This window comes from Spirulina sp. LEGE 11439, assembly GCF_059821285.1.
On the sequence record NZ_JCAMRX010000004.1, the window covers coordinates 218,845 to 226,173 of the forward strand.

Genomic DNA, 7,329 nt, shown 5'->3' on the forward strand with positions numbered 1-7,329 from the left:
ACTCCATTACCATTCCCATTGACGCTCTAATAATTTTTCTGCATCCTCACCCGATACCGGGGGAGAAAAATAAAATCCTTGACCGTATTCACAATCGATCGCCTGCAAAATTGTCAATTGTTCTTTTGTTTCGGTTCCTTCGGCGATCGTGTCCATTTTTAAACTATGGGCCAAAGTGATAATTGTGCGAACAATCTCCAAACTATCTTTATCTCCTAACATCCGACTGATAAACGAGCGATCGATTTTCAGGGTATCGATGGGTAACTGATGCAAGCGCTGCAAACAAGAATAACCCGTGCCAAAATCATCCACTGAAAGTTTAATTTTCAAATTTTTAATTTGATCGAGAAGTCCGGAAGTGGCTTCTTGATGCTCCATCATGACCCGTTCTGTCACTTCTAAACGCAAACTTTCTAGAAGTAAGCGATTCCCTTTTGTAACTTGCCGCAAGCGCTCCATAATTCCCAATTGAGACAATAAGGAACCTGAAGCATTAACACTCATGGTCAACGGTATTTGCCATTGTTTTTGCCATTTTCCTAATTGCTTGCAGGCTTCTCCTAAAACCCACCAATCAATTAACCCGATCAATCCCGTTTCTTCGGCGACGGGAATAAATTCGACGGGGGAGATCCAGCCTTCTGAGGGATGATCCCAACGAACTACCGCCTCGAATCCTGTAATTCGCCCCGTGTCCATGGCAATAATGGGCTGATAAAACACTGTAAATTCTTCTCGTTTGAGGGCTAAGCGCAGATCCGTCTCCAACTGAAAGCGCCCCACGGCGCGATCGTACATGGTCGGCTCGAAAATCGCATAATGAGCATGGCCTTGATACTTGGCGTAATTCATCGCCGTATCTGCTGCTTGCAGTAACATTTCCGAGTCTTGTTCGGCTAATTCCGGAGAGTCCACGATCGCGATACCGATACTCACCGGCGAAAATAATTCTTGTCCGTCTACTTCTAAGGGTTGCGAAAGTTGTTGCTGGATATATTCCGCGATCGCGGCGGCATCCAAAGGCGTATGAATGTTCTCGATGATGGTGGCGATCGCCTTATCTCCCACTCGTGCCACGGGTTCGACCAAATTTAAACAAGAATCCAAGCGATCCTTGGTGGCCAGCAGCAACCGTTCTGCCAAACGATGGCCGAGACTGTACTTTACCGTACTAAACCGCTCTAACTGCAAGAATAACACCGTAAAAAAGCCCGTATTTCCCGCTCGGGTTTGAGTCAACTGCTGCTTTAAGCGATCGAGAAACCACGTTTTATTGGGAAGTTGAGTGCGGGTATCGTAATACGCATATTGGTGGAGTTGTTCCTCCATTTGTTTGCGTTGGGTGATATTTTGCGTGACACTCATGCCACTGGCGATTTCCCCTTTTTGATTGAAAACTGGGAGAGCGTAAGTGAGATAAATGCGATCGCCGAGGGGGAGTTCTGTGGTCACGGGCATTCCTGTTAACGCCTCGCGATATAAGGGTTCGAGTAACTTATAAGTTTCTTCTGGTACGACTTCGCGCAAAGTTTTTCCCTCGATCTCCTGTCGGCTGTGTCCCAAGCGGCTAATTTCCATCCCTTCCGCTAAGGTATAGCGCAAGTCCTTATCGTAAAGAAAGACGGCACCATTGGGAAAATTGCTGGCTAACGTGCGATATTGTTCTTCATTCTGTTTAATATCTTCTAAAGTATGCTGGCGTTCGGTGACATCTTGCAACAGGGCGAGTTTTACAGGCTTTCCATCAAACAGAAAGGGAAACACATCAATCTCGACTTCCATCAAGGAACTATCTTTGCGGTAGTGTTTCCAAATGCCCGGAATGCTTTCGTTGAGCGTAAAAGGGGCGATGGGAATATCTTCAGGAGAGCGAATATCTTGTAGCCTCATCTGCAAAAACTCTTCACGAGAATAACCATAGGCAGCGATCGCGGCGTTATTCACGTCCAAAAATGCCATCGTTTCCGTCTCGTAAACCCACATGGATTGGGGATTTTTTTCAAAGAGGGTTTGATAGCGCTGAACTAAACCTTCGAGAGGGGCGCGCTTTTTTTCGGCTTCTCGCGTATAAAGTTGTAGGATTTTGAATAACAAAATGCTGGTAATGAGAACATAGAAAATTCCCGTGCCGAATTGCCAAGCCTCGAAATCCTCGGGGGTTTTGGCCAGTACAAAGAGAATGCGATCGGACCAAAATACCCAAAGACCGCTAAAGATGGCATAAAAGCCGACGATGTTACGCGTCAGCTTGGCATTACCAACAGATTTGTTTTTCATAGCTTATTTCCGGGCATCATTGCTTCCCGGTTCACCCTTAATAAATCATTAAGCCGCCCAATAGGGAAAATTTCCCTTCTGACTAACTTGACTATTATATATCGGGGATTGGAGACTATTGCACGGGATTATAAGAAGGGATGAGAAGGAAGGATTTATTTTAAGAGTTTGCTCTCTAAAACTGATTTTAATATTTCTGCCCATCCCTCGGGGGCGGGAGCAGGAGCAATTTGCCAACCTCGTCCCCTTAATCCGGGATGAATGCCTTTTTTGCCCGGGAGGACGATCGCCAGATCTACCGCTTCTAACATCGGCAGATCGTTGGGACTATTTCCTAAACCAATGGTCAAAATTTCGCGATCGCCGACGATTTTTTGATAACTAGCAACCAATTTTCCCACGGCTTCTCCTTTGCCAGCGTTTGCCCCGATGAGATGAGAGAAGCGATCGCCGAGGACGACTTGCCAGCCTAATTCTTGAACGGCTTTCTCAATTTGTGAGTTGGGGATATGATGAGGTGTAATAAAGGGTTCGCTAAAATCCCGTTGTTTGGCTCTGCGGGCATCTTCTGAAGGCAATCCCGTTAATTTTTGAATGTCGCGGATACTTAAATCGCCAAATCCTTGTAATGTTGTCCCCAAATGCGATTCTAACTGCCTCAATCCTGCCCTCGCTTCTGGATAAGTCTTCCCTAATTGTAAGACGGTGTAATTTTCTTGGCGATCGCCTTCCTCAATCGGAAATTGGCGATCGCCTTCCGGAATAAAAATACCGCTCCCATTTTCGACGATAAAGGGATCTGACAGCGCGATCGCTTCTCGCAAAGCTGCTACTTCCGCCCGAGTTTTGCTCGTGACGGGAATTAGCGGAATTTCTTCAGCTTTGAGGCGATCGATGAGAGGAAGTGCTGCATCATAACGATAATCCTCTTGTCCCAGCAAGGTTCCATCTAAATCCGTGAAGGCGATCGGGGCAATTTTGGCAGTCATGGCGATTATTGTATCTTTACGAACATTCAAAAGTTTACATTTGTTTAAAGATGAAAGAGAAATTTCGAGACAGTCATGAGGCGTTTCTTTCCTAATCATCAACTTCCCCTCATTCCTGCGAATTTCAATCAACATCATTATCGATACTCGGTCTAACATCTCAGATTAGAAAAGGTGGTAGCTGCATGGATTACAAACAAGATTTAATTACAACCATTCACGACTATGGTTGCGATTTAGAACATCTCAAAAGTCGAATGCTGGAACTCAAAGAGGAGTCGCCTACCGCTATTATTATTCCTGCCTTGTACGAGGAACTGGAAAGACCTGCTCTCACTCAAATCCGCAAACATTTGCAAGCCTGTCCTTTTATCAAAACGATCGTGGTTTGTCTGTATGCAAACACGGCAGAACAATATGCGAAAGCAGTCGAATTTTTTGCACCTTTGCCGCAAAAAGTCCGTATTATCTGGGAAAATGGCGCAAGAGTGAGACGCTTACTCGAAGAGGTCAAAGACAAAGGATTGGATTTACTGAAGTTGAAAGGGAAAGGCATTGCCGTTTGGTTGGGTTTGGGGGTGGCCACGTTAGAAGCCGATGCGATCGCTCTCCACGATGCCGATATTCTTACTTACAATTCTTTCTACCCGATTAAACTCCTCTATCCTTTAATTGAAAAAGAGTTGGGGATTGCTTTCACAAAAGCCTACTATGCCCGCATCGGCGGCAATCCCCAACGCTTTCACGGGCGCGTTGTCCGATTATTCGTGACTCCGCTTTTAAGTGCCTTAACGGACATTTTTGGGGAACGCAACTATCTGCGTTATTTGCATTCTTTTCGCTATCCCCTCTCGGGGGAGTTTGCCCTCACGAGCGATTTGGCGCTCAATACGCGCATTCCGGGGAATTGGGGTTTAGAGATCGGGTTGTTAGCAGAGGTTTATCGCAATGTTTCTCACAAACGCATCGCTCAGGTGGATTTGGGCATGTTCGATCACAAACATCAGGTTCTTGGAGATAATCCCGATCGAGGTTTACAAAAGATGTGTCGGGATATTTTGCGATCGGTGCTGCGAACCCTGACGGAAACGGAACAGGTGGTGATTAGCATGGACCACATTCAAGCCTTGCGAGTTAAATTCCGTCGGGAGGCGCAAAACTTCACTCGTCAGTATTTTGTCGATGCACGGTTTAATGGGTTTACCTACGATCGCCATCAAGAAGAGGTTGCGATCGATTGCTTTGAACAAGTGATTTTACAGGCTGCGGAACAGTATGCCAGCAATCCTGCCGGCGACCAAATTCCGGACTGGACGAGGGCTTTAGCGGTGATGCCAGATATGCGAGAATATTTACTCGCAGCAAGTGAAGCGGATGCTGCTGAAGCTCGAGAAAGGAAGAAATTGTTAGCATTGCCAACACCGTTAGAGTTTACGGTTGCTTCTTAGGTTAAATTTGCGATCGTTTGGCTAGTTTGCGGGTATTTTGCCCGCTTTTTTTATCGGGGAGTTGCGATCGCAGGATGCCGTTAGCTGGAATGAGATTGATTTGGTAGAAAGTGCGATCTTATTTCTGATGAGCAAATATACTTATTTTTGAGTCAGTTTTTTTGTACTAAAATAAAACATATTAACTCTATATTACTGAATTTAGTAGTGTCCTAGTTTATGGTGTAGCGATTAGCAGATTATCTCACTAGAATCAATAAATATATTAGATTTATTGGTTCTTCAAATGACTCCACAAGAATGGTTACATCTTAAACAACAAACTCTAGGACAAGCTAGTACATTACTTAATGAATTACTTGAAGAAATGAAGAAAGCTATGTCTAAAAATCCGCAAATTAACCCAAGCAATCAAAAGTATCTAGAAAAGACAAAATGGCGACTGGAAAGTCATTTTAATGATAAAAATCTTGACAAGATTGCTCAAAATATGGAATATAAAACTCTTGCAAACAAGATCCAAAATTCCAGAACTAAACCTTTAACAAAGCAGGAAATTTTAGAGTCACTTAAGAAATACGATCCACCTTCTTAAATATAGAGTAACAAGTTTGCCTTTTAGAAAAAAGTTGCAACAAAATTTGCTGTTCAATATAAAATTGAGAACAGAAAATTTTGTTGCAAAAGAAAAAATATTATCTTAAGCTATTGTTTAACTTGATTTTTTGTTTATTTTTGGCTTTCATTATTTCATTGAGCCTAGTAATAAGTTTATCTAAATACCCTGAGATCACATCGTAAGTGATTTCTTTGTTGCTCTTATCTAAATAAGCATCCGTTAGTAATACTGTATTCAAAAACTGATTTAGCAGCTCTTTTTTAATATACTGAACAGCTTTTATATAAATCAAATAATCAGGCTTAGTTTCACTAGGATATCTTGGCTTTATAACATCAACATTCATTTCTCTTCCAAAAAAAATACTAAAAATTAGCCATGCTCTTAAGTAAGCAAAAAGATCATCTGTTAAAATAGAGAGATCGAATAGTTCATTTTGACTAAGACTACTGATATCTTGACGAAAGTTTTTCAGTTTATGTTTCTTTACTCCAAGTTCTAAAGCAGCTCTGCGAGCTATATTTTTCAGTTCTTTATCTAAATTTTTTAGTTTTTCTTTATCTGTTAGTTTGTTAAAGACGATTTGACGGACAATCGCGTGTTGACGATATTCTTCTAAGTCTTCTGTAGAAATAGCTTCAACATACTTTTGTTGAAAAATATTGTCACCATTAATGTTTTCAACAATGTATTTGTTGAATTCAAAATCTTGGCTGTTTTCGAGTTTTTTGAATGAATCCTCCATTGCTTTTTTAACCTGTTCTTGAACTTGTTGTCGTTTAATATCAATAACATTTTCAATAGTTCTTTTTATTGCCTCTCCAGATAAAAAACTAATAAGTAATCCAATAGTAACTGAAATAAAAGTGATTACTATTTTGTTTATGGATATGAAAAAAACAAACATAAAAGCTAAAACAAAACCCAGCAAAAAAGCCAAAAAAATCAACAATTGTGCAGTAATAATGGAATCATCTTTTCTCTTTTGTTCGCGAACCTTTTGTAAACTCATATTTAGAAATCTCCTAAAATCAAAAACTTAATCAATCTTAAAATAAGAACAATACAAAAAGCATAGCATTACTGATTTTGTAATACTATTGATAGAGTTAAGAGCATCAAACTAAGATTTATCGTTGGTCTGTGCATTAAAAACATTACACATTCTACAACGTCAAAATCAAAATCCTTATGGTACAAACAATAAGAATCAACCTAATTGCTCCATCTCCATTCTGAGAATTTTCTCCAGTAATTCTGGCTCACCGATCGCAGCCTGACGAATGCGCTTAATCATTAACGCAGCCGTATTTTTGTTAACCCCGATCGCCTTCGCCAACTTCCGGACGCTAATTCCCTCGGATCGGCCTGCAACAAGCGCGATCGCTAGAAACCATTTTTTTAAGTCTACATGAGTGTGATGAAAAAGAGTACCTACTGTAACGCTATATGAAGTAAAGCATTCATTACAGTGATAGCGCTGCTCCTTTTTCAGCAGGCTCGATTTATTTGACTCGCAATAAGGACATTGAGGAATACCACCCCAACGAATCTGCTCTAAATAAGCCAGACATTCTTCAGAAGTTCTTAACATAGGAGGATCGCAATGACATTGAGTTATCCAAACCTCAACGCATTAGCGATTTCCCTGCAATAGCAACAAAAAGTAGACACAAAAAAAAGACGACACGATCGCGCCCTCTCAATTTGGTACCTTTGTTTTTAAGATTTTACAATACGAACTTTAGTATTAATTTGTAGAGATACAAAGAATGCGATCGCTTGCTTGGAGAGAGAATAGAGCAAAGGCGATCGCAATATTGAAATGTTCAAGTGTACGGATAGTGTACGGTCTTTTTCGTACACTATCCGTACACTAATCAAGAGGGGTGAAGAAAATCGATCCTGACTGAAAGCAAGGTTACGAGAGGGATTTTAAGAATGGGCGGTACTGGGCTCGAACCAGTGACATCCTGCTTGTAAGGCAAGATTG

General features: G+C 41.5%; 6 protein-coding genes. 2 read left to right on the plus strand and 4 right to left on the minus strand.

The window, feature by feature from the left end:
• Window positions 1-6: 6 nt before the first annotated feature.
• The gene (locus AC6RV6_RS04705; protein ID WP_500239316.1) at window positions 7-2,280 is read right to left on the minus strand and encodes an EAL domain-containing protein; all 2,274 of its coding nucleotides are present in this window, start codon (window positions 2,278-2,280) and stop codon (window positions 7-9) included.
• A 155-nt stretch (window positions 2,281-2,435) separates the two neighbouring features.
• On the minus strand, window positions 2,436-3,269 hold the full coding sequence (locus AC6RV6_RS04710) for an HAD-IIB family hydrolase (protein WP_500239318.1): 834 nt from the start codon (window positions 3,267-3,269) through the stop codon (window positions 2,436-2,438).
• A 185-nt stretch (window positions 3,270-3,454) separates the two neighbouring features.
• Between AC6RV6_RS04710 and AC6RV6_RS04715 the strand changes: the two genes are divergently transcribed.
• Window positions 3,455-4,717, plus strand: coding sequence for a glycosyltransferase family protein (locus AC6RV6_RS04715; RefSeq protein ID WP_500239320.1), 1,263 nt, complete (start codon window positions 3,455-3,457; stop codon window positions 4,715-4,717).
• Window positions 4,718-5,003: 286 nt separating this feature from the next.
• The gene (locus AC6RV6_RS04720; protein ID WP_500239322.1) at window positions 5,004-5,312 is read left to right on the plus strand and encodes a hypothetical protein; all 309 of its coding nucleotides are present in this window, start codon (window positions 5,004-5,006) and stop codon (window positions 5,310-5,312) included.
• A gap of 100 nt (window positions 5,313-5,412) precedes the next feature.
• Here AC6RV6_RS04720 and AC6RV6_RS04725 read toward each other — a convergent pair whose 3' ends face one another.
• Both AC6RV6_RS04725 and AC6RV6_RS04730 read right to left on the minus strand, forming a co-directional pair.
• Window positions 5,413-6,348, minus strand: a complete 936-nt coding sequence (locus tag AC6RV6_RS04725; RefSeq protein WP_500239326.1) for a hypothetical protein — start codon at window positions 6,346-6,348, stop codon at window positions 5,413-5,415.
• Between the two features lie 198 nt (window positions 6,349-6,546).
• On the minus strand, window positions 6,547-6,930 hold the full coding sequence (locus AC6RV6_RS04730; protein ID WP_500239328.1) for a transposase: 384 nt from the start codon (window positions 6,928-6,930) through the stop codon (window positions 6,547-6,549).
• Window positions 6,931-7,329 lie beyond the last annotated feature (399 nt).